Here is a 20861-nt window from a genome sequence, read left to right on the forward strand (position 1 = left end):
GTCAAGCTTAATGGCTCGTCAGATCGCGCAGAAAATCCTCTGGATTCCGATAGACGGCGTTACGGATCAACTGCCGCCCGACAATGATGTAGGGATGCGTCTGCATGATGGCCCAGATCGTCGCCCCGTCAAATTGCGAAATATCATACTGGCAGATGCCGGTGATGCCGTATTTCTCGCACATTGGCGTCAAACGCGCTTCATATTCCAAGAGACGCTCCGACCCGGGAACTCCCCTCAGCGCCCAAGACATTTCCCCCGTAGCCCGGCATCCGCAAGATCCGCTGTGCGAGGCGAAGCTCTCAAGGTAGTGAATCACGGAATCAGGATCGAATTTACCGTCCGGAAAGTAAGCGGTTTGTGTCGACACCACGGCATCAGCCGGGAATTCCGCGCCGGCGTGCTTCAACTGCTCATACCGCCGCGCGCTATTCTCTTCCTCCGCAAGATACACGACTTTTTCATTGGCCTGGTATCCGGCATTGAGGAACTGCGTCGCAAGAGAATTGCGGTCATGCTTATTGTTCGTCATGTAGCATATATGCATTCCGGCCGGAAACTCGCCATGCGCAAATCCAAGATTTATTTTTCTCTCGTTGGGAAGAAACTGACTCATGGCGCTCTCCTTCTTTCCGCATAGTGAGCCGCGCTCACCGCCGCGGACTAGGCTCCCGACCCGCGCGCGTTTTATATGATAATGAGAAAAATATTATCAAAATCCTAAGGAAACGTAAAACCGGATTTGATTGTCGCAGTTGAACGATTGATAAAGCGATGTTGAACCGATCGACGCGCCAGAATCATGCAAGCGTATGCAGCCATGCCGCGCGAGGACAGCGTTTCTGAAAAACATTTTTTTCTGCAAACATATTTCTTTTTGATTTTTCCGGAGCGAATATTATTGTTGCGCTGGTTGGACGAGTACAATGCGGGAGATTCCGGCATGAATGAAACCACGCTTGCGGATTACAGTTATCTGATAATCGATGATGATCAGTTTATATGTGACCTCATCACCAATGTTTTACGCAAACAAGGCATTTCCCGCATAGCCGTCGCCGAGGGCGGTCAGAGCGCCATAACCCACATCAAGACCGGCAATCTTCCTGACGTTATTATTTGCGATCTCAACATGCCCGAAGGGGACGGCGTGGAATTCTTGCATTATCTGGCCGGAGAGTCCTTTAATGGCGGGGTCATTCTGGTGAGCGGCACAAACAGGGCAATCATGAATGCTGCCCTCAGGCTCGGAGACGCCCGCGCCCTTGATATGCTTGGCATGCTACCTAAGCCATTTACTCCGGACGACTTAATCCAGGCATTATCGCGGTATAATAAGGAGAGTCGGATTTCTTTTAAACATAGCGTAGGGATGGAGAGCAGCGTTTAACTGGATTTGAGTTAATCTGACTGAGTGATAAATCATGTGAAGATTCAATGTTTCGCGCCTGTCATAGGCTTCAAGAAATCCCCCGTAACGCGAATTTCCTTGACCGTAGCCCTATAGGCCCGGCTGAACGGCGTCGATACCGAAAAACGCTTGTTCATGACTTGGGCCACGGCTTGCCTTCCGCGTTGCCGACGATATTTCTATACTATCGCCTGTCAGCGGGTTAATGAATCACGATGCTCATATTCGAAACCATTCTTATCCTGCTCTTCACGGCGACCGTGCTTTCGGCGTTGGCGAAGCGCATCAGCATTCCCTATCCCACGATCCTTGCTTTGGGCGGCGCGCTGCTGGCCTTCGTTCCCGGCGCCCCCCAGCTTGATCTGCCGCCCCAGCTTATCCTGGCCTTGTTCGTGGCGCCCGTCCTGCTGGACGCTGCCTACGACACATCGCTGCGCGATCTGCGCAACAACTGGGCGCCTATATTCTCGCTCGTTCTGGCCGCCGTCGGGCTGACGACGGCCGCCGTGGCTTTCGCCGCCCAGCATATGATCCCCGATTTGCCATTGGCTGCCGCCATCGCGCTCGGCGCTCTGGTCGCTCCGCCCGACGCCGTGGCGGCGCTGGCGATTCTCGGGCAGGTGAACCCGCCGCACCGGATCCGCAAGATTCTGGAGGGCGAGAGCCTGCTGAACGATGCCTCATCGCTGCTGATCTATAAATTGGCCGTTGGCGCCGTCGTCGCGGGGAGCTTCAGCATGGAGGGGGCCGTGCCGACCTTCGCCCTCGTCATTTTCGGCAGCGTCGCGCTCGGCTGGTTCGCGGCATGGCCCGTCGGCCTTTTGATCCGGCGCATCGAAGACGCTCCGACCTCGGTGATTTTCCAGTTCGTGATTACCTTCGGCGTATGGCTCGTTGCCGAACGCCTGGGCCTTTCCGCAGTGGTCGCGATTGTCGTCTTCGGGCTGACGATGGCGCGCCATAATACGCTTCCGACCCATCTTAGGGTGTCGTCATTCGCGATCTGGGAGTCGGTGATCTTCGTGCTGAATGTTCTGGCCTTCACGCTCATCGGCCTTCAAATGCGCCCGGTGCTCGACGCGCTGGACGGCTCCGGGCCGCATTTGCTTGAAGCCGCGCTCATCATCCTCGGTGTGGTGATCGCCGTCCGCCTTGTCTGGGTGATGATCTATGCCTTCGTGCGAAGGCAGCTGGCCAGATTCCGCGCCTCGGCTTCCCTGCCGACGCCGAAAGGGGCACTGGTAGTCGGATGGTCGGGGATGCGCGGCATCGTCACTTTGGCGGCCGCCATGGCGCTGCCCGCCGATTTTCCGTACCGCGATTTCATGCAGCTGACGGCCTTCGTCGTCGTGCTGGGCACCTTGCTTCTCCATGGGCTGACTCTCCGGCCGCTGCTCATGCTGCTTCGCCTGCCTAAGGATACGATCGTAGAGACGGAGGCCCGCACGGCGCGCAAGGCGGCCTTGAAGGCGGCCATGGCGGAGCTGGAAAGCGACAGCACGGATGCGGCGCATCGCCTCAGGCTTCAATATAAGGAGGCTTTGAGCCGTGCCAGGAACGGCGAAGATCCGCGCGACACCGCCGATAACGCCTTGCGCCGCAAGGCGGTGGCCGTGTCGCGCCATGCCATTCATGATCTGCGCCGCAGCGGCGCCATCGGCGATGACGCCTATCGCCTTGTCGAAGAGGAGCTCGACTGGGTCGAGATGAGCGTGCGCCCCACAAAGCCCTGACCGAGACGACATGACGGATAAGTACGCCTTTGCCATTTCCGAATTCTATCCTATAGTGGCAATGTCATGAAACGCATTTGGATTTGCCTTGTCGTTGTTTTGAGCCTGCTGGCCATGCCGCTGGCTGCCAGTGCTTGCGCTGAAAACGATTGCATGAGCGGTGCGGCTCATCATGACTCCATCGGCAAGGAAAAGCCCGGCAAGGACGGCAAGGCGATGCATGCAGCCTGTCAAGCCTGCGCGCACTGCCACGCTCTGGCACTTCCTGGCGGTCATGAAGCCCAGCCTATGCCGGCTTTGCGGCAGGCTTATTCATGGGCCGACCATGAATCTGTTCCCGGGCACGTTACTGGCCCTCTCCTAAAACCTCCCTCACGCGCTTAATCCGTCAACCACGGCGCAGGCTGTGGCGCGGGATGCTTATGCATCCCGGCCGCTGGCGCGCGATTGTTTGCGATTAAACGCGAGAGGCATCATGTTCAGGACATCATATGCGTGGCTCATTTGCGCCATGCTTTTCATAAGCAATTCCCCGGCTTGGGCAGGCGCGCCACCCGCCGTCACCTTGCAGGAAGCCATCGCAAGGGCGCTGGCCAACGCGCCTCAACTCAAGGCGGCGGAAGCGTCCATGCTGGCAAGCAAGGGCGAACGGCGGCAGGCCGGGACGCTGCCCAATCCCCATATCGGCGTGGAAGTCGAAAATGTTGCCGGGCAAGGAGCCTATCGGGGAACCGATTCCGCCGAAATCACCTATGGCGTATCGCAACTGGTCGAAATTGGCGGAAAGCGATCGGCACGGCAGAATGCGGCCGATCAAGAATACAAAATGGCCACTTCCGGCTATGAATCCGCGCGCCTCGATCTTATCCGCAGCGTCAGGGTCGCTTACATGGAAGCCGTCGCGGCGCAGGAGGAGTCCAGACTCGCAAAGGAACAGAAAGACCTGGCGGCGGACATCGTTCAAAGCGTATCGCGGCGCGTGATTGCCGCCGCCGCGCCCTCGATCCATAAGAGCCGCGCCGAAGTCGCGCTCGCTTCCAGCAGCATGAATTTCGAGCGAGCAAAGCGCGCGGCGGAGATCGCCAAGAAAAAGCTGTCCGTCTTGTGGGCGGACATCGGCGGCAGCTATCAATTGGATGACAATGATTTCTTTGCCATTCAGCCGCCTGTTGCCGATCCCGGAAACGCCGGCGCCGATACGCCTGACATAGCGCGTTTGGAAGCCAGGATTGCGCAAGCCAAAGCCAATCTGGATTTGGAGCAAGCCAACGCCATCCCCGATCCTACCGTTAATCTCGGTGTCCGCGATTTGCGGGAAAGCGACAGCCGCGCCTTCGTCGCCAGCGTTTCGCTGCCTATTCCGGTCTTCAACCTCAATCGCGGCAATATCGAGAAAGCGCGCCATGAAGTCGGAAGAAGCGAGAGCGAGAAACAAGCCGCTCTTCTGGAAAGAAATGGCGAAATCGCGCGCATCATCCTGGAACTGCAGACGGCTTATGATCAGGCGCAAAGTCTGAAAACCTCCATCCTGCCCATTGCCGAGAAAGCTTTCTCGCAGGCCCGCGCGGGCTATCAGGCCGGCAAATTCTCCTATCTGGAAATTCTGGATGCCCAGCACACGCTTTTCGACGTGCGCGGCCAGTATAACGCCGCCCTGAAAGACTATCACGCGCGCCGCGCTGATCTGGATAGGCTGACGGGAAAACATAAGATGACGGAAACCGATTGGAGAGAAGAATGATGAGTAAGCATATATTGATGGGCGCCCTTCTTGCCGTGGCACTTGCGGGCGGGACGGCATTTGAGGCCCGCGCCCATGAGGAACACGCAGAACGATCCGGCGGCGATCCTCACAATCACGGCGAAGAAGAAGGCCATGAGGGGAGAACCGAGATAACGCCGGAAGCCGCTAGAAACGCCGCCATGGAAATCCTCCAGGCAGGCCCGGCAAAAATCCGGGAAACCGCGCTTCTTAACGGCGACATCATCCTCGATCCGAATAAGACGGCGAGGATCAAGGCGCGGTTTCCGGGCATCGTTCGCGAGACTTATAAAAACGTGGGCGATAGCGTCAATGCGGGCGAGGCGCTCGCAACGGTCGAGGCCAATGACAGTTTGCAGACCTATCAGGTGAACTCTCCGCTCGGCGGCACGGTTATCGCGCGCAATACCAATCCCGGCGACGTGGCGGGCGAGGCGCCGCTCTTCGTGGTGTCCGATCTCTCATCGGTGTGGGCGGAGCTTCATGTTTTTCACAAGGATCAGCCGAGGATAAAGATCGGCGATCCCGTGACCATCCATTGCGCCGATAACGATACGCAAGCCGAAAGCGTCATCGGCGCTTTCATGCCGCTTGCGGAGTCGATCAGCCAGACATTGCTGGCGCGCGTTCATCTTCCCAACGCGGACGGCCATTGGCGGGCAGGCATGAATGTCTCCGGCAAGGCCGTAGTCGCAGAACGTGACGTGCCTCTAGCCGTCAGAAATACGGCCATTCAGCGTTTTGAAGGCGCGGATGCCGTTTTCGTCAAGGAAGACGGCGCCTATGAAGCGCGCAAGATCGAGCCGGGCATCAGCGATGGCGAATGGACAGAGATCAGGCATGGCATCGAAGCGGGTGAAACCTATGTGGGCCGCAACAGCTTTATCGTGAAAGCCGACATAGAAAAAGCCGGCGCCTCGCATGACCATGATTAGCAAAAGGCATCGCCATGATTGAGCGCATCCTGAAATTCTCTCTGCGGCATCGTTATCTTGTCGCGCTGCTGGCGGCGGCCATTGCGATGGCCGGACTCTATTCGCTGAAGAATCTGCCGGTCGATGCCGTACCGGATATCACCAACAATCAGGTGACGATCAATAGCTCCGCCGCTTTCCTGTCGCCGGTCGAGATCGAAAAGCAGGTGACCTTCCCCCTCGAAACGGCGCTGGCGGGCATTCCGGGCCTGGAAAGCACGCGCTCTATCTCCCGCAATGGGTTCAGCCAGATCACGGCAATCTTCCGCGACGATGTGGACATTTACTTTGCCCGCGCGCAAGTCAGCGAGCGGATTGCCGAAGCCAAGGAAGCCCTGGCTGCCGGGGTCGAGCCGCGCATGGGCGCGATCACCACCGGTCTCGGCGAAATTTATATGTGGACAGTGGAGTATGACCATCCGCGCGGCAAGAATGCGCCGGTAAAACCGGGCAAGCCGGGATGGCAGCGGGACGGAGCCTATCTTACGCCCGAAAACCAAGTGCTGGAAAGCGATCTTGAACTAGCCGCCTATCTCCGTACCGTGCAGGACTGGATCATCCGCCCCCAGCTTAAGAGCGTTCCGGGCGTGGCGGGAATCGATGCGATCGGCGGGTATGTCAAGCAATACCACGTCCAGCCTTATCCCCAGAGGCTGGTCGCGCTGCGGATTTCCTTTTCTCAAATTCTGGAAGCCCTTGAGAAAAACAATCTTGGCATCGGTGCGGGCTATATCGAGCGTAACGGCGAAGCTTATGTCGTGCGCGCGGACGGCAGGATCGAGAACGCGGAGCAGATCGGCAATATCGTCGTCGCCATGCGGCACGACGCTCCGGTGTATCTGAAAGACATCGCGGCGGTCGGCGTGGGGCGCGAACTTCGCACCGGCTCGGCCTCGCAGAATGGCGAAGAAGTCGTGGTCGGCACGGCCATGATGCTGATCGGCGCGAACAGCCGGACGGTGGCGCAGGCGGTCGACGAGAAGATCGCGGAGATCAACAAATCCCTGCCTCCCGGCATCAAGGCCAAGACCGTCTTGAACCGGACGAAGCTCGTCGATGCGACCATTGCGACCGTGCAGGCCAATCTGGCCGAAGGCGCGCTGCTCGTCATCGTCGTTTTATTCCTGCTTTTGGGGAATTTCCGCGCGGCTTTGATTACGGCATTGGTGATCCCCCTTTCCATGCTGATGACGGCCATGGGCATGCTGCGTTTCGGCATCAGCGCCAATCTCATGAGCCTTGGCGCGCTCGATTTCGGCCTGATCGTCGACGGCGCGGTGATCATTACGGAAAATTGCCTGCGCAGGCTGGCCGAGAAACAGCATCGCGAGGGCCGCCGCCTGGCTCTCGGCGAAAGGCTGCATGAAGTCATGCAGGCCAGCCGCGAGATGATCCAGCCCTCCGTCTTCGGACAGGCCATTATCATCATGGTTTATCTCCCGCTCCTGACTTTCAGCGGCGTGGAAGGCAAGATGTTCGAGCCGATGGCGATGACGGTCATCATCGCCCTGGTCGCGGCGCTCATCCTTTCCCTGACCTTCATTCCCGCCATGATCGGTATTTTTGTCGGCGGCAAAATGAAAGAAAAGGAAAGCATCGCCGTGATGAAGGCGAAAGGGATTTATGAGCCTATGCTGCGCTTTGCCCTGGACAGGCCGCTGGCGATTGCCGGAGCGGCGGCGGCGGCTTTCGCGCTCGCCATAGGAATGTTCGCCGCGATGGGCCAGGAATTCATCCCGACGCTTGACGAAAAAGACATCGCCATGCACGCGATGCGGATTCCTTCGACTTCCCTGAGCCAGTCGCAAGATATGCAATTCCAGGTCGAAAAGGCGGTCAGCGGCATTCCCGAAGTGGCTTTCGCCTATTCCAAAACCGGTACGGCGGAAATGGCCGCCGATCCCATGCCTCCGAACGTCTCGGACACCTTCATCATCCTCAAGCCGCGCGATACGTGGCCCGATCCGGCCCTTCTCAAAGCGGATGTCGTGAACAAAATCCACGAGGCCGTGGCAAAAGTACCGGGCAATAATTACGAATTCCTGCAACCCATTCAAATGCGCTTCAATGAGTTGATCGCGGGCGTGCGCTCGGACGTGGCGGTTAAAATCTACGGCGACGATTTTACCGTCATGGAAAAAACCGCCTCCGGCATCGCGCGGGCTTTGCAGCGCGTTCCGGGCGCGGCGGATGTGAAGGTCGAGCAGACCTCTGGTTTACCCATGCTGGACATCAGGCTGGACAAGCCCGTGATTGCCCGTTACGGCCTCAATATCAGCGATGTCCTGGATGTCGTATCGATAGCGGTCGGCGGGCGCGAAGCCGGTCTGGTTTTCCAGGGCGACAGGCGTTTCGGCATTGTGGTGCGCCTGCCGGATTATCTGCGCGGCGATCCGGAAGTTTTGCGGAATTTGCCGGTTCTGCTGCCGGGCAGGAATGACGGCGGCGCGGACGATATGCAGGAGGCGCATGATCGCCCTTCCTATGTCCCGCTCAAGCAGCTTGCCGAAATCGAGATTACCGAAAGCCAAAATCAAATCAGCCGCGAGAACGGCAAGCGCCGCATCGTCGTACAAGCCAATGTACGCGGGCGCGACATCGGCTCTTTCGTCAGCGAAGCGCAGGCATCGCTCAATGAGAAAGTCAAAATCCCCGCGGGCTATTGGCTCGAATGGGGCGGGCAGTTCAAAAATCTCCAGGAGGCGAAAGCGCGGCTTTCCTTAGTCGTCCCCGCCTGCTTTTTCATGATTTTCCTGCTGCTGTTCACGGCACTGGGTTCCGTTAAACAGGCATTGCTGGTCTTCTCAGGCGTGCCGCTCGCGCTCACGGGCGGCATTCTCACGCTATGGCTGCGCGGCATGCCTTTCTCCATTTCGGCGGCGGTGGGATTGATCGCTCTTTCCGGCGTCGCCGTGCTGAACGGCTTGGTCATGATCGCCCGCATCAACCAGCTTGCGCGGGAAGGCATGGAGCAGCGTCGCGCCGTCACGGAAGGCGCCCTCTCCCGCCTTCGCCCCGTGCTGATGACGGCCTTGGTCGCCAGCCTTGGTTTCGTGCCGATGGCAATCGCTACCGGCGCGGGAGCCGAAGTGCAGAAGCCTCTGGCGACCGTCGTCATTGGCGGGCTTATCGTTGCGACCGCCATCACGCTCCTGGTGCTTCCGGCGCTTTACCAGCGATTCAATCTTGGCCGCGAAGTCACGGAACGCGAGCCTTTCGCTCATGGACCTGCGGGTCATGGGCGGAACGATCTATAATATTTATGTTCTCGATGTTCCAAAATCGGTCAATTGCCGAAGCAGTTCGCGCGCATTCTTGATGGCATAGGCGTCGTAGTCGTTATTAAAATAGACCCATGCCCGCTTCGCGCCGCTGGACTTTATGCGTTCGGCCCAGATTGCCAGTTCGGCCTTGCTATAATCGTGCCGGTACCATTGGCCGGTGCCGTGAAAACGGACATAGATATCCTCGGCAGTCTTTACGAGCACATCCGGCAATTTCGGGCCGCTGCAGGAACAGAAGATAATTCCGGCGGCCTCGAACGCCGCGAATACCGTCTCGTTCCACCAGCTTGCATGCCGGAATTCGACGACATTGCGCCGTCGCGGTTCAAGCTGCCCAAGGATCGCCTTCAGCCGCGCCGGCGTGTAATGATAGCTCGGCGGCAACTGGAACAGGAAGCAGCCCATATGCGGGCCGAGAAGATCGGCGATATAATAGAAGTCGCGAACCAGTTCTTTAGTGCCGGAAAAACGCTTGATATGGGTGATAAGTTCGCAGACCTTGACAGTATATACGAATTCCCGCCGTCCGGCCTGCCGTAGCCATGATTTGACGGTCGAGACCGTAGGCCAGGAATAAAACGGCGCATTCAATTCGACGGTCTTGAATCGATCGGCATAATGATCGAACCAGCGCGCGGTCGATAAATCCTCCGGATAGAATGCCCCCTTCCAGTCCCAGTAAAACCAGCCGGAACACCCGACATGATACGCCTGGGCTTGATCCTCGCCCGCGATACGGGAGGACAAAGCCAGGACAGGCTCGGCTTCAGACGCCTTTCTGGCCAAATGCATTTTTTCGGCGCGAACGGGATTTTCGGCGCGCTGCTGGGCACGGCGCATGATTCGTTTCTCGTTCCTTGCCGCGTCCGCTTCCATCGATTTATCCGGCATGCCGTTCCATCCTCTGTTCCACGAGGAAGGTTGCCGCAAACCCGCAAGATTTCGATATAGCTATTGGAACGCTCGATGGCCGCGAATTTATGGATTGCGCCCGTTTGGCTATATCAAAAAGATATCGGAAAATGAGATTGATGGAATTCGCTCTGCGCATGGCGGACGATCAATTGTCTCTTATGGAGGGTTGCTATGGCCGAAGTTATCAATCTGAACGACCTATTCAGTGAAATGCTGAAGGACGTTTATTACGCGGAAAAGAAAATCCTGAAAGCGTTGCCGAAAATGGCGAAGGCCATCGGCAAGGAATCGAAATTGGCCGCGGCTTTCGAAAAACATCGCCAGGAAACGGAAGGCCAGATCGACAGGCTGGAGCAGGTTTTCGAGATAATCGGCAAAAAGGCGCGCGGCAAGAAATGCGAAGCCATCGAAGGGCTTTCCAAGGAAGCCGAAGAGCTCATGGACGAAGTGGCATGCGGCGCGACGCTGGAAGCCGGCCTGTTGGCCGGCGCGCAGGCGGTGGAACATTACGAGATCGCCCGTTACGGAACCCTCATCGAATGGGCGCGCCTGCTCGGCTATAAGGATGCCGTCAAGCTTCTCACCCAGACGCTCGACGAAGAAAAGAAGACGGACGAATTGTTGAGCAAGATGGCGCTGGGCAATATCAATCAGCGCGCCCTCGACGCGCAGCAAGAAGAATCCGAAGACGACAAGGAAAGCCTGCTGGAAACCATTCGCCGCAAGATCGCTTAACTCTCCGTGAAATGCCTGGGAGGCCTAGCCCTCCCAGGCCGAGTTCATGGAATTTCTTTTTGAAGCCCTCCGCCTTCCGATGCGAAAATTTTTTCAAAACCTGGCGATAGACGACAACAGGAAACTCCGGATTATTCGGCGCTCCGTCCGCCGGGGACAGGAAAAAGCTTCTTACGGCCGTCATGCGATCGCGGGAATCACGCGGCTTTCTTCGGCACTTTCTTGCCTTTGGCCCGCGCCTCGGAAAGGCCTATCGCGATAGCCTGCTTGCGGCTTTTCACCGTGCCGCCTTTGCCGCCCTTCCCGCTTTTCAGTTTGCCCTGCTTGAATTTGCGCATTTCCGCTTTGACGTCTTCTCCGGCGGACTTGGCATATTTCCTGGGCATGACCTTTCTCCTTCTCAGGCGAATCGACGAAGCTCAGGCTGACAGACGATGCATAAAGTAACTATAATTTTTCAACGCCGATCCTAAGGCGCGGGCGGCGATGCGCCGGAATGCGCATGCGCCGCCTCGATCAAACCTCGGCAATCGCTGTCCTCGCCAAGCCCCATTTCGATAAAGGGAATGATCCCCGCTACCGGCGTCAGGAAAACGCCCAGCGCCGCCGCAACCCCGCCGCGCGCCGCGAGTTCCTTGGGATCGACCGCGACGACGGGGCTTTTCAGTTTCCCCGTGATCAGGATCGACGCATGCGCCGTCAAGATGCTGGGGTCTTTCGGATGGCTTTCGACCTCCATGTCGATGGTTTCGTCCTTGAGATTGACGCGCGCCGAGCCGCCGATATTCGAGGCCGCCGTGTCGAACACGAAAATATCCGAATTCAGCATGCCCTTTTCCAGCTTGAAATCCCCGACCGCGCAGCGGATCGCGGTCGATTCATCCTCGTCCAACAGCAAAGGCGCGGCCTCGCCGAGTTCAAGGCCAGCCGCTTTGACGATCAATAGGCTGATTTTCCCGCCGCTCATTACCGCCGCCATGCGGCCATCGCTGCTGCCGAGAACCTCGGCCATGGAACGGCCCGCGCCGCCGAATTGAATATGGCCGCCGAAATGGCCGGCGGCGAATTCCTCAAAGCGCGAATCGTTGAAAAACGGCTTCATGCTCAGCCGTTTGAGCCACATATCCGCTTCGACCTTCGGAACGTCCTTCTGACCATTCAGCGTCACCGCGCCCTCGAGCCTGCCATTCGCCATGCCGAAATTCAGAGGATCGATGCGCAATACGCCGTCCTTGAGAAGGAAACGCACATTCATCGCATTCATGGGCCAGCCCGGCTCGCTCACCTGATCGGCTTTGAGCCGGACGTCCATGTCGGTCGCGCGCAAACGTTCGAGGCTGAGCGGCATATCGGGCAAAAGACGGCCGCTATCCTTGGCATCCTCGCTCTTGCCGTCCTTTTTCGGCGGCGCGATGCCGATCAGCCCGCCGATATCCTTCATATCGAGCAGTTTCGAGGTCAGTTCAGCCTGAACGAAACCGCGCTTGCCGCTGACGTCGTCAGTAAGATCGCCACTCAGATCGCTATCGCCGACGCGGCCATGGAATTTGCGGAACGACCAGATATCATTCTTTTCCTCGAGATGGCCGCTTAGCGAATAAGCGGGCGTCGGCGGCAAAGGTATGAAGGTGAGATAAAATAGATCCGCCATATTGTCGCCCTTGAGATTCAATGTCGCGTCGATCCCCGCCATATTGACCGGATCGGTGAAGCTGCCCTTGATCGACACCTGCGTTGCGCCCATCTTGATACTCATATCGAGAGGATAGGGTGCGCTGCTGTTGCGCAGCATGTCGAGCGAACCACCGGCGGCGCGGATGGAGAAAGGCTTGTCCTGAAGCGCGCCGTCGCCGGATAAAATAAATTGTCCCCGTTCGCGGTTCGCATCGCCGCTCGCGGTATCGATAGTCAGAACGGCGGCGAGCTTCTTCGGCATGTCGCGATAGACCAGTTTGCCTTCATTGATCTTCAGCACGCCGATTACCGGAAAGCCGCTCCTGCCCTGCGGCACGGCTGTGCGAACGACCGCGTTCGCCTTCGACAGGACGGGAAATTGCCAGTTCTTTTCCTCCTCGCTGTATTTTTCCAGAATGATCGTCGGACGATCGATCGTCAGCGTCGGCAGTTGAACCTGGCCGATCAGCAACTTCCACATCTTGATGCCGAATTCCAGATTGTCGATGACGACCATGTCCGGATCGGGTTTATCCGGCACATTGGCGAGCCGGATTTTATTCACATGGACATGCGGCGTCGTCCAATCCCAATCGATGGTAATCGGCCCGTCGATCACGAGGGCGCGGCCAAGCTGCGCCGAGCCGGTCGCCGCCGCGTAACGGTTGAGCCACGATTGCGGCACCAGAAAGATCGCGGCGATCAGCAGGATCGCGAGTGCCACAACAATGCCGACGCCGGTCAACACCCAGCGGAAAAACGAATGAGATTTTTTCAATGCCGCGCCCGTCTGCCGCCATGGCTTCATAGGAAAGAGGGTCTTTATTTAATAAGACCGGCATAAAAAGCCCATGAGGCTTACAGCGGATAAAATCTGCAGGAAGCCTTATTCTACCGCTCTGCGGCCGCTATAACCTAAAGCCGGTCGATCAATGCCGCCAGATCGGCTTCGGCCTGCGCCAGCTTCTGCCGCAGATGCGCGAAATCCTGATTGAGCTGGGCGAGATGTTTCGGATCCTGGCCCGGCGCGCAGGCGGCGGCGATGGCCGTCTCGATTTGCTCACGCTGCTGCCGTAGATCAGCGATCTGGCGCTCTAGTTCCTGCGCTTGCCGTTCGGGACTGTCGCCGCCGTTTTTCGGCGAACTGGCTGCGGGCTGCGCGGATTTAGGCTTATCCCGCTCCAATTTACGCTGGCGAATGACGAATTTCCGGTAGGCGTCGAGATCGTCGTCGAAGGCGCGGCACTTGCCGTCCGCGACCAGCCAGAGCTGATCGGCGACGCATTCGACCAGATGCGGGTCGTGGCTGACCAGGATCACCGCGCCGCTGTAATTATTGAGCGCCTGGATCAAAGCTTCGCGCGCATCCATATCGAGATGGTTGGTCGGTTCGTCGAGCAGCATGATATGCGGCGCGTCGTAGCTCATCAGGCAAAACAGCAGCCGCGCTTTTTCGCCGCCGGAAAGATCGGCCACCAAAGTATCCGCCTTGCGCTTGTCGAAGCCGAACTGGCTCAGGCAGGCGCGCACTTTCGCCTCGGGACTTTCCGCCATCACGGGACGCATGATGGAGAATGGCGTCTCCGCGCCGTCGAGTTCGTCGGTCTGGAATTGCGCGAAATAACCGACCTTCAGCTTGCCGGATTTATAGACCGTGCCGCCGAGCGGATCGAGGCGGCCCGCCAGCAGCTTGACCAGCGTGGATTTGCCGTTGCCGTTCGCGCCGAGCAGCGCGATGCGGTCCTGCTGGTCGATTTGCAAATCGAGTCCGCGCAGCACCGGCTTGGCGGGGCTATAGCCGGCATCGACCTTTTCGAGCCGGATCAGCGGCGAGCGCAGTTCCTTCGGCTCCGGGAAGGTGAAGGCGGTGACGCGCTCGGCGATCACGGCGTCGACGATATCCATCCGCTCGATGGCTTTGAGGCGGCTTTGCGCCTGGCGCGCCTTGCTGGCGGTGGCGCGGAACCGGTCGACGAATTTCATCGCATGGGCTTTTTGCGCCATCTGCTTTTCGTGAAGCGCCTGCTGGTTCATCAGCTTTTCGGCGCGCTGGCGCTCGAACTGGTCGTAATTGCCGGTGTAGGAAACCAGATGCTGATTTTCGAGATGCAGGATATGGTCGACCGTCTTGTTCAGAATATCGCGGTCGTGGCTGATGATGATCAAAGTCTCGCGATAGCGGGCGAGAAAATTTTCCAGCCAGATCATCGATTCAAAATCGAGATGGTTGGTCGGCTCGTCGAGCAACAGGACATTGGGCTGCTTGAACAGCACCGCCGCCAGCGCGACGCGGGCGCGCCAGCCGCCGGAATAGGCCGTGATCGGCAGCATCTGCGCCGCTTCATCGAAGCCGAGCCCCGCAAGAATGGAGGCCGCGCGCGCCGGAGCTTCATAGGCGTCGATATCGTTGAGTCGCTCGTATATCTCGCCGATGCGATCGGGATCGGTCGCGGTTTCGGCTTCGGCGAGCAGCGCCGAACGCTCGGTGTCGGCGGCGAGGACGATATCGAGCAGCGGCGTGTCGTCTTCCGGTATATCCTGCCGCACCATGCCCATCGTGGCGTTCTTGATCAGCGAGATATGGCCACTGTCGGCACCGATTTCTCCGGCGATAATTTTGAACAGCGTCGATTTGCCCGCGCCGTTCGGTCCGACCAGGCCGATGCGGTGCCCCGCCGGAATATTGACCGAAACATTATTGAACAGCACGCGGCCGCCGATACGATAATTTAGTTCTTGAATAGACAGCATGGCGTCGGGTCTTTACTCATAAGGGCCCAGGCCCAATTAAAATGGGGTTTGGCCCCCGCCTATCGCGGCGGCCAAGGATGGTCGATACCAAGCGCCTGCATTGCATGCAAGCAATGGATACGACGTAAAGATTTCTGGCCAAAATCGGCCCCGGTATTTATGATGGCCGATCCGCGTGAAAAACCCTGTTACGGAGACCAAAAATGATCCTGGGCCTGTCCACACCCGATTTCACGCTCCTGCATGTGATCATCAGCCTTATAGGCATTCTGTCGGGTGGGGCGGTTCTCATCGGCATGCTGCGCTCGAATAGGGCCGAGGGCTGGGCGGCGCTGTTTCTCGCGACGACGATCCTGACCAGCGTCACCGGATTTATGTTCCCCATCACGAAAATCGGGCCGCCGCATATTTTCGGCGCCATATCGCTGCCGCTTCTGGCCGCGGCGGTTGCCGCGTTTTACGTTTACCGGCTCAAGGGCCGGTGGCGCTGGATATACATCGTGGCGGCGATGCTGTCGCTTTATCTGAATGCCGTCGTCGCCGTCGTGCAGTCGTTTCAGAAACTTCCGCATCTGCAGGTGCTGGCGCCCACGCAGTCCGAGCCGCCCTTCCTTATTGTCCAAGTCGCCATGCTGGCGCTCTTCGCCGTCACGGGCTTCATGGCGGTGAAGAAATTCCATCCCGAAAGAAAAATCTAGACCCACTGCTCCTTATCGAACCAGGCACGGCCGGGCCAAGTGTAAAGCAGATAGAGCGCATAAATCTGCAGCCCGATATCGGGCACGGCCAGCAGGTAATAGAGCGTCTCGCGGTAGGGCGGCATCGCCGTCCAAATGGCGTCCAGCGCAAAGCTCAATACAACGCTTATCCGCGCCCAGTTCTTGCCCTCGCCGATCTTGAGCACGATCCAGGCCGACCCCGCCCCCAGCATCGCGTAGCCAATGACGGCAGTCCACATCAGGGATTCCGGATCGACCTCGATCATGCCCTGAAGCTGTTCGGCGATCATTTTTTCCAGATCGCCGATGCTGACCCAAGCCTGATAAATGCCGCACACGCACATCCATACCGTCCAGGCCCATAAAGCCAGTTCGGCGTAGAGCACATTTTTGGGCTTATCGGATGGCAGATGGGGCATGGGCCGGGCGAATGACTGGCGAGAGCGCCAACCATACACATTCCCCAAGGGAACGCTCAAGCGTCATGATCCACCAGCGGCAACTCATTATATATTAAAACGCGCATTGGGGGACGCTTCATCGCCCGCGCCACGGCGCGGTTGCGGATTCTTTCGGCTTCTCCGGGAAGCTTGAAAAAGATCATAGGCGGCACGCCGTCTTCGATGGCGGTGAGAACGGTCGTCTGATAAAGGCGCACGTCCATTTGCGCCAGACGCTGGTCATAGGGCGTTTCCGCCATCTCCCGCTCAAGCCGCAAGCGCATCTCGGCGGCATACCCCTCATCGGAACCGATATATCGCCTTCCCAGCGGCGATCGCAGCAATGCCCTTCCCCGCTCGGTCCCAAAGGGATAAGGCTCGTCCGCCTCATGCTGCCGCAGCATGAGCTTTTTCGCTTGATACAGTTTACGGTCGCCGCAGAACAGCGCGGCGTTGGCGACCCAGTCGAACAGCAGCGCGCCTTTGCCGATTTTTTCCATGGCGTCCGCCCTAGCCTTTCGGCCCGTCCAGTCCAGAATTCGCAGGCCTCGTCGCTGCAGAACTGATTTGAGGGCGTGCAGGTTCGGGATTCGCCGCTTCGATCGCCGTGATGACAGAGCTTATGTAGTTCTTCTGACGGAAGGGATCATCCGATTTCTCCAATTTCTCCACCAATGCCCTCAATGGCTCGATGGCTCGCGCGTCGCCTATCATCTCCAGGGCGCCAAGGGCAGGCGTTCTTAAATCCGATGGCACACCGATATTCGCAGCCGCTATAGATACCAGCATATCGACGGCGCGCCCGTCTCCCGCAAGGCCAAGCGCCCAAATCGCATACCCTGCGCGGCGCCGCTTCTTGTCGTCTTTCACTTCATGCGGGAAGGGCGGGATCGCGGACATCAGAAAATCAAACGCGATGTCTTTGCCCGCGCCGCCTGACTTAATGACGAAGCCCAAGCTTTTAGCGGCAATGCTGACGTCGTCATACTTGAAGGGCCGGTTCCATGAAAATACCCCTATCAATTGGTCGACATGGTAAAGCTCTTCCTGCTCCCGCAGCGTTTTATTTTCGAAATCTTCTGACATATCCATCTCCATAATAAATTCGTGAAAATAATTGTTGTTTCAAAACCCTAACCCTTCGGTCCCGTTATCTCGGTCTTTTCAGCCGCGGGCCGGGCTCGAGGCCGTGCAGGCATGGGATTAGCCTCTTTGATTGCCGCAATGGCGTCCTCGACATATCCCAAAACATCCTCTTTGCGTCTCGAAAATTCTTTGAGCGGTTTAAGGGCCCTGCGATCTCCTATCAGTCCCAATGCTCGCACGGCGGTGCCACAGGAAGAATAGAGAACATCATCCGAATCCGTAATGATCTGTATTAGCACATCGACGGCGCGCCGGTCGCCGGCAATGCCAAGCGCGGCAATCGCGCACCTGCTGCGACCCAGATTTCTTCTGTCCTGCGCCGATATCATCAGCGTCTCAAATGCAGCCTCGCTGCCCGCGCTGCCCGATCTGACGGCGAATCCTAAACCATAGGCCGCAGCATCACCGGCAAACTCGGACACTGCTCCGAAACGCAAAAATGTTTCGCTCAAATCAGCGATCATGCGCGTTTCTTCGTGTTCCCGCAGCGTTTTGTTCTCAGAATTCTTCGGCATATCGTTTCTCCAAAATAGATTCGTAAAAAATCATTGTCGTGCTCATCGCGCTTGTATAAATGAAAATAAAACCTTCTATCAAACAAAACATGATGATAATACAGACTATACTTTCGTATTTATTATATTGATATATCATGATAAATTTCTGTAATTTACGGTTTGTACATAATTATCATGACAAAATAATCTCATGATCAAAGAGCTTCAGCTTCTCGGCATGACGAAAAACGAGGCCATCGTCTATCAGGCGCTGGTCAAGCACGGCCCATGCCGCGCCGGCCTGCTGATCACCGAGCTCGACACCCATCGCAACATCATCTATGAGGCGCTCGAAAGCCTGATCCTGAAAAGCTACGCGGTGAAAATCAGCGAGCGCGGCGTCTGGCGTTTTCAGATCACCGACCCGAATGTCCTGTTGACCAATTTGAAGCGCCGCGAGGAGATCGCGCAGAACATCATCAGCGAGATCGCCGCCCACAGCCGCCAGGCCGCGCGCCAGATCACCGTTTACGAGGGGCTTGAGAGCTACCGGCGCTATTGGATCACTTCGATCGAGCGGGTTCCGGTGGGCACCATCGATTACGTCGCGGGCGCGGGCGTCGAGCCTTGGGCGACCTTCATGGGAAAATCCATCGAGACCTATTTCCGGCTATGCGAGGCAAAAAAGGTCGTGTGGAAGCAGCTTTACTTCGGTATCACCCAGCAAGAAAGAAGACGGCTGCGCGCCGTGCCGGTCGATCAAGAAGCGCGCGTATGGAAAAGCCCGATCCCAAGGCCGTTCCAGGGAAATTTCAACGTCATTCACGATACGGTGATCCTGCATACGATGCAAAGCCCGCCGCGCATCGTCGAAATCCGCGACGAAGCCATCGTCTCGATGTTCCGTAATTATTTCGACATCATGTGGTCGCAGGCGGAACCGGTGGGTTAAGCGCCGGACTTAGGCGTCGGGCGCGTCCGCGGCTTCTTCCGTCCGGCGATTTTCGAGATTGGCCTTAACCTGCGCCAACGCATCCTGCATCGCCGGAGACTTTGGGGCATTGTCGCCGTTATTGTCGCCATTGACCTTCAGGTAATTTTCCATCTGCTCCGTCGTGTCGTTGGCGGCGGGCGGAATGACAATTGTTTCCGGTTGAGGCGTAGGAATTTCGGGCTGGACTGGCATGACGGCTCCTGACGGGACGATGAGGCGCGAACCTGAAATAAGCCCGCTCAATCGACAAAGCGCCGATCTCGATAAGGATGCTATGTGATTACCGAGGGGTTTGGATGGGCAAGCCCCTGCAAAGAAAATTCCCGGCGAAGCCGGGGGAGCGGCTTCGCCGGGTAAGGCGGCCCGTTGAAGGTGCCGCCCGATCTAGGCCCAAGGCCCAGAGCTCGTTACGCCGCTTTGTCGGCGGTCTTGGCGTTCAGCTCCTTCGCGGAACCCGCCTTATTGATGGTCACCGAACGCGGCTTTTGTTCCTCGGGAACTTCCCGCGTCAGATCGATCCACAGCATCCCATCGCGAAGCTCCGCGCCGGTTACCTTCATGTAATCGGCAAGACGGAACGTCCGCTCGAAAGAGCGCGTGGCGATGCCGCGATAAAGATAATCGGCTTGCTCGGCCTCTTCCTTCGCCTCCAATCCGCCCGTGACGGTCACCCGGTCGCGGTGAACGGTGATATTGAGATCGCGCTCGGTGAATCCGGCGACAGCCATGGCGATTTTGTAATGGTCTTCGCCGGTCTTGACGATATTGTACGGGGGATAGCCACCCGCCTGTTCTCCGCCCTCCACGAGCGATTGGAACAAGTCGTTAAAGCGGTCGAAACCCACCGTTGTGCGCCATAGCGGCGTCAGCGATAATGCGGTTGGCATGATAACCTCCTGGTTAGCAAGGTTGATATTTGCAAACCCGCCCACTGGCGCGGCTTACAAATAGGATGTAGTTTGCCTTTGCCCGTCTTCAAGGGTTTCCGATATAAAAATTCCGAAAGCTTTCGCATGGATAAGATAAAAAGTTTCTCAGCCGCGACGGGCGGCATCTGGGAGCGGTTGCGCCAGGAGGCCGCCGCCGCCGCGACGGTTGAACCCGCTCTCGAAGGGTTGCTCGGCGGCATGATCATGGAGCGCGACTCTCTCGGCGAAGCGCTCGGCCATCTTCTGGGCCGCAAGCTCGGCGACGAAGCTGTTTCCGCCGCCGCCATCCGGGAACTGTGCGTCGAGGCGCTGCGATCCGATCCCGCGATGATCGATCATTATATGCGCGACATGGCGGCGAGCCACGAGCGCGATCCCGCCTGCCGCTCATGGCTGCAGCCTTTCCTGTTCTTCAAGGGCGTCGCGGCGCTGCAGGCGCATCGCATCGCGCACTGGCTGTGGCATCAGGAACGGCAGCTCATGGCGTTTCATATTCAGAGCCGCTGTTCGGAGATATTCCAGGTTGACATCCATCCCGCCGCCTTGATTGGATCGGGCATCTTCCTCGATCACGCGACGGGAACCGTGATCGGCGAGACCAGCGTGGTGGGCGACGACGTTTCGATGCTGCAATCGGTGACGCTGGGCGGCAACGGCAAGGAGCGCGGCGATCGCCATCCCAAGATCGGGCGCGGCGTGCTGATAAGTTCGGGGGCAAAAGTCCTCGGCAATATCCGCGTCGGCGACGAGGCCCGCATCGCCGCCGGATCGGTCGTCCTGCACGACGTTCCGCCCTGCGTCACGGTGGCGGGCGTTCCGGCAAAGATCGTGCGCGTACCTTCGCCCGAGCATCCAGCGGAATGCATGGATCATTCGTTTGACCTGTAAGGGAGCCTA

The 20861-nt window shown here is 58.0% G+C and carries 20 protein-coding genes and 1 pseudogene; 10 read left to right on the forward strand and 11 right to left on the reverse strand.

Annotated features, from left to right (window positions below):
• Positions 1-7 precede the first annotated feature (7 nt).
• Complete coding sequence (locus tag WDO70_07985; protein MEJ0063129.1) at positions 8-616, reverse strand: MEDS domain-containing protein; 609 nt, start codon at positions 614-616, stop codon at positions 8-10.
• 186 nt (positions 617-802) lie between these two features.
• Here WDO70_07985 and WDO70_07990 point away from each other — a divergent pair, with 186 nt between their 5' ends.
• The 6 genes from WDO70_07990 (at position 803) to WDO70_08015 (ending at position 9137) form a co-directional block, all read left to right on the forward strand.
• Complete coding sequence (locus WDO70_07990) at positions 803-1390, forward strand: response regulator (GenBank protein MEJ0063130.1); 588 nt, start codon at positions 803-805, stop codon at positions 1388-1390.
• 236 nt (positions 1391-1626) lie between these two features.
• Positions 1627-3144, forward strand: a complete 1518-nt coding sequence (locus WDO70_07995) for a sodium:proton antiporter (protein MEJ0063131.1) — start codon at positions 1627-1629, stop codon at positions 3142-3144.
• Between the two features lie 66 nt (positions 3145-3210).
• On the forward strand, positions 3211-3528 hold the full coding sequence (locus tag WDO70_08000; GenBank protein MEJ0063132.1) for a hypothetical protein: 318 nt from the start codon (positions 3211-3213) through the stop codon (positions 3526-3528).
• 127 nt (positions 3529-3655) lie between these two features.
• A complete protein-coding gene (locus WDO70_08005; protein MEJ0063133.1) occupies positions 3656-4885 on the forward strand; it encodes a TolC family protein in 1230 nt (409 codons plus the stop codon).
• On the forward strand, positions 4882-5841 hold the full coding sequence (locus tag WDO70_08010) for an efflux RND transporter periplasmic adaptor subunit (GenBank protein MEJ0063134.1): 960 nt from the start codon (positions 4882-4884) through the stop codon (positions 5839-5841). Before WDO70_08005 ends, WDO70_08010 begins: the two co-directional genes overlap by 4 nt.
• A gap of 14 nt (positions 5842-5855) precedes the next feature.
• The gene (locus WDO70_08015; protein MEJ0063135.1) at positions 5856-9137 is read left to right on the forward strand and encodes a CusA/CzcA family heavy metal efflux RND transporter; all 3282 of its coding nucleotides are present in this window, start codon (positions 5856-5858) and stop codon (positions 9135-9137) included.
• Positions 9138-9140: 3 nt separating this feature from the next.
• On the opposite strand, the gene WDO70_08020 is transcribed toward WDO70_08015, so the two are convergent.
• The gene (locus WDO70_08020; protein ID MEJ0063136.1) at positions 9141-10055 is read right to left on the reverse strand and encodes a DUF72 domain-containing protein; all 915 of its coding nucleotides are present in this window, start codon (positions 10053-10055) and stop codon (positions 9141-9143) included.
• 195 nt (positions 10056-10250) lie between these two features.
• Here WDO70_08020 and WDO70_08025 point away from each other — a divergent pair, with 195 nt between their 5' ends.
• A complete protein-coding gene (locus WDO70_08025; protein ID MEJ0063137.1) occupies positions 10251-10814 on the forward strand; it encodes a ferritin-like domain-containing protein in 564 nt (187 codons plus the stop codon).
• A 200-nt stretch (positions 10815-11014) separates the two neighbouring features.
• On the opposite strand, the pseudogene WDO70_08030 reads toward WDO70_08025, so the two are convergent.
• From WDO70_08030 to WDO70_08040, 3 genes and pseudogenes are all read right to left on the reverse strand, one after another.
• Positions 11015-11200: pseudogene (locus WDO70_08030) on the reverse strand (DUF6496 domain-containing protein).
• An 83-nt stretch (positions 11201-11283) separates the two neighbouring features.
• Positions 11284-13266, reverse strand: coding sequence for an AsmA family protein (locus tag WDO70_08035; protein MEJ0063138.1), 1983 nt, complete (start codon positions 13264-13266; stop codon positions 11284-11286).
• Between the two features lie 137 nt (positions 13267-13403).
• Positions 13404-15239, reverse strand: coding sequence for an ABC-F family ATP-binding cassette domain-containing protein (locus WDO70_08040; GenBank protein MEJ0063139.1), 1836 nt, complete (start codon positions 15237-15239; stop codon positions 13404-13406).
• Between the two features lie 203 nt (positions 15240-15442).
• Between WDO70_08040 and WDO70_08045 the strand changes: the two genes are divergently transcribed.
• Positions 15443-15937 (forward strand): hypothetical protein, encoded by a 495-nt coding sequence (locus tag WDO70_08045; protein MEJ0063140.1) that lies wholly within the window; start codon positions 15443-15445, stop codon positions 15935-15937.
• On the opposite strand, the gene WDO70_08050 is transcribed toward WDO70_08045, so the two are convergent.
• From WDO70_08050 to WDO70_08065, 4 genes are read right to left on the reverse strand one after another with little or no spacing between them, the layout of a single operon-like run.
• Positions 15934-16377 (reverse strand): hypothetical protein, encoded by a 444-nt coding sequence (locus WDO70_08050; GenBank protein MEJ0063141.1) that lies wholly within the window; start codon positions 16375-16377, stop codon positions 15934-15936. The genes WDO70_08045 and WDO70_08050 overlap by 4 nt on opposite strands.
• 56 nt (positions 16378-16433) lie before the next feature.
• Positions 16434-16898, reverse strand: a complete 465-nt coding sequence (locus tag WDO70_08055) for a hypothetical protein (protein ID MEJ0063142.1) — start codon at positions 16896-16898, stop codon at positions 16434-16436.
• 10 nt (positions 16899-16908) lie between these two features.
• Complete coding sequence (locus tag WDO70_08060) at positions 16909-17496, reverse strand: HEAT repeat domain-containing protein (protein ID MEJ0063143.1); 588 nt, start codon at positions 17494-17496, stop codon at positions 16909-16911.
• 35 nt (positions 17497-17531) lie between these two features.
• Complete coding sequence (locus WDO70_08065; GenBank protein MEJ0063144.1) at positions 17532-18059, reverse strand: HEAT repeat domain-containing protein; 528 nt, start codon at positions 18057-18059, stop codon at positions 17532-17534.
• A 193-nt stretch (positions 18060-18252) separates the two neighbouring features.
• Between WDO70_08065 and WDO70_08070 the strand changes: the two genes are divergently transcribed.
• Positions 18253-18993, forward strand: a complete 741-nt coding sequence (locus WDO70_08070) for a helix-turn-helix domain-containing protein (GenBank protein ID MEJ0063145.1) — start codon at positions 18253-18255, stop codon at positions 18991-18993.
• 9 nt (positions 18994-19002) lie between these two features.
• On the opposite strand, the gene WDO70_08075 is transcribed toward WDO70_08070, so the two are convergent.
• Both WDO70_08075 and WDO70_08080 read right to left on the reverse strand, forming a co-directional pair.
• On the reverse strand, positions 19003-19227 hold the full coding sequence (locus WDO70_08075; GenBank protein MEJ0063146.1) for a hypothetical protein: 225 nt from the start codon (positions 19225-19227) through the stop codon (positions 19003-19005).
• A gap of 215 nt (positions 19228-19442) precedes the next feature.
• A complete protein-coding gene (locus tag WDO70_08080) occupies positions 19443-19922 on the reverse strand; it encodes an Hsp20 family protein (protein MEJ0063147.1) in 480 nt (159 codons plus the stop codon).
• Between the two features lie 126 nt (positions 19923-20048).
• On the opposite strand from WDO70_08080, the gene cysE reads away from it, so the two are divergent.
• A complete protein-coding gene (cysE, locus tag WDO70_08085) occupies positions 20049-20852 on the forward strand; it encodes a serine O-acetyltransferase (GenBank protein ID MEJ0063148.1) in 804 nt (267 codons plus the stop codon).
• The last annotated feature ends 9 nt before the right edge of the window (positions 20853-20861 follow it).

Source organism: Alphaproteobacteria bacterium (assembly GCA_037200005.1).
Classification (GTDB): domain Bacteria; phylum Pseudomonadota; class Alphaproteobacteria; order UBA9219; family RFNS01; genus JBBCGY01.